Source organism: Nitrosomonas sp. JL21, from assembly GCF_009833095.1.
GTDB lineage: Bacteria > Pseudomonadota > Gammaproteobacteria > Burkholderiales > Nitrosomonadaceae > Nitrosomonas.
Genome location: NZ_QRCB01000079.1, coordinates 1 through 2,226 on the forward strand (window position 1 = coordinate 1; position 2,226 = coordinate 2,226).

Consider the following 2,226-nt stretch of genomic DNA (forward strand, 5'->3'; position numbering starts at 1 on the left):
CTTTTTTACTACTTTTTAAATTTTTCGGGAATTTTTAATTTGATTTGGATGAGTAAAGTTATTTTTCAATATCGTTATTTAAAATATCCGCATTTATCCCTGTAGGACTTCTTCCTGGTTCTTCTTTGCAATAGCTTTTATTCCCTTCCCAATATTGTAGGCCGTTTGTCTGAGCCATATGTCAATATTGTTTTTGGCTATGGTTGTAAACCTGGCTCTTTGTCCACGATCATGCAGATGGTTTATGCCGAAATACTGCTCTACTATGTATCTGACTTTGGATATATCTTTATTCCAATCCTTTTCATATTCTGTCAATTTGGCTGTTGTCGAATTTTTTCGCATAATACCGTCACCAAAGTTGTTCATACTTAAGAAACTCCTGTTCTGCTCCCCATGATAGCCCTTATCTGTGTATACTTTTTTTAACTTTTGGGGTGTCTGACGGCTGAATATCGTACAATATTGAAAATAATTAGTATCCTGGACTGAGGCTTGACTCAACGCTGTTGCAAGGATAAACCCATGATTCGTATCAATGGATGCATGCTCTTTTAATCCATAATAGGCTTTCTTGTTTTTAATAGTCCAGTTCGATTCAAGGTCTCTTGAAAACTTTCTGGGCTTTCCGCTCTTATCAAGCTTGCCTTCAGGAGTGGACCTCTCTTCTTGTAAAGTTTTTAATTTCTTTTTGCTCAACGGCTTGCTGGCTGATTTTACAATCCTTGCGTCTACCGCAATACCTTCGTTTATGGTTATCCCTTTTTGGGAAAATTGGTTTAAAACATTTTGTGTAATTCTTCCCAACTGTCTTTTGCTCAGTCTGCCTCTAAAACGGGAAAAGGTTGAATGGTCCGGGGATGGTTTGTCCAACGAAATCTCTAAAAACCGTTTAAAGGCGATACTGTCATTTATCTGACTTTCAAGCTCAGGATCTGAATCGATTCTGAACCACTTCTGCAGCAACAAACACTTGAACAGCATTAGTGGAGGATATGGAGACGGACCAAATTTGTTACACCCCGGTTCATAATTTTCGATTAGCGCTTTTTCTATAGGTTCCCAATCGATTGAATCCTGAATTTCTGATAACCTTTTAAGTCTTTTATTAGTGAATGAAGGGTTGTGTAACACTTCCAAATCTGCGAATGTCATTTGCTTACTTTTTTTCTTAAAACTCATGAGCACCACCTGGCTTTATGGTTAAGTTCTAAGTAAAATATAGCATATTTTAAGAAAATATTCAATGATTTCAATGATATAAATAATTTTACTACCAAATTTTTATTGGAAAACTTCAAATTTGTATTTTATCCAAGGTTTGGTTTGGGGTGGATGCAAAGTTCTCATAATATCTACAAACTTGTGTTTCTTGTTGTGATGTCGGGGATCTGATAGTTGTCCGAAATGAAAATCAATTGATGTCGACTTCTTGTCTTTTTTCACTTATAACCTATTGAATTTATATTTCAAATTTTTTTATAATAGTAAAAGACAAAAGTCTATAGTTATTTTAACTTTTCTTAAACAAATCTACATGCGATTGCCCTGAGCACAATCCTTTAAAATAAGGCTTTTTCAAGCTTAATGTCAGGAGCTCTAAAATTGGTAATTAATTTTTGAGTAGACCCTTAGTTGACTTTGCCATTGAAATGTACAGATCTGACAATTTCTTTCCAATCAAAGAAAAATCATATTTACCAACAACTAAACCATATCCATTTTCTTGAAGCTGCTGGGCGGTATGAGAGTTTTGCAACAAATAAAGTATTTTTTCTGCCATATCTTGTGAATCTCGACTCAGTAATGCATGAAATCCATCAATAATATCTAACCCCTCACAGGCAATCCGATCAGCCACCAAAGGAAGTCTATGAGCCAGCGCATCCAAAACTTTCAACTTTGTACCACCACCATCTCTAATTGGACATATGTATATCGATGCGCTCTCATAAAAAACGGATATGTCATCAACAAAACCATGAACTTTAATCCTTTTGTCAGAGTCTGCGTATTGCCGGATTTTTTTTGATGGAAACTTACCAATGATGTCAACACTAATTTCTTGAGCACGACCTTTTATCAAAGGCCATACTTCATCCAGAAAATAATGAATGGCATCTCGATTAGGATACCAATTTAGGCCACCTACAAACAACAGGCGTGCCGGCTTAACCGGATTTCGAGGAGGCTGTTCAGGGGGCATTGATATCCCGTTTGGAATCA

At 36.1% G+C, this 2,226-nt stretch carries 2 protein-coding genes; both read right to left on the reverse strand.

Annotated elements, in window-relative coordinates; all coding sequences use genetic code 11:
* Window positions 1–93: 93 nt before the first annotated feature.
* Window positions 94–1,182, reverse strand: a complete 1,089-nt coding sequence (locus ABF87_RS14575) for an IS5 family transposase (RefSeq protein WP_160829840.1) — start codon at window positions 1,180–1,182, stop codon at window positions 94–96.
* Between the two features lie 430 nt (window positions 1,183–1,612).
* The coding region (locus ABF87_RS14580; protein WP_205012715.1) for a glycosyltransferase family 4 protein at window positions 1,613–2,226 on the reverse strand (614 nt) is incomplete at its 5' end.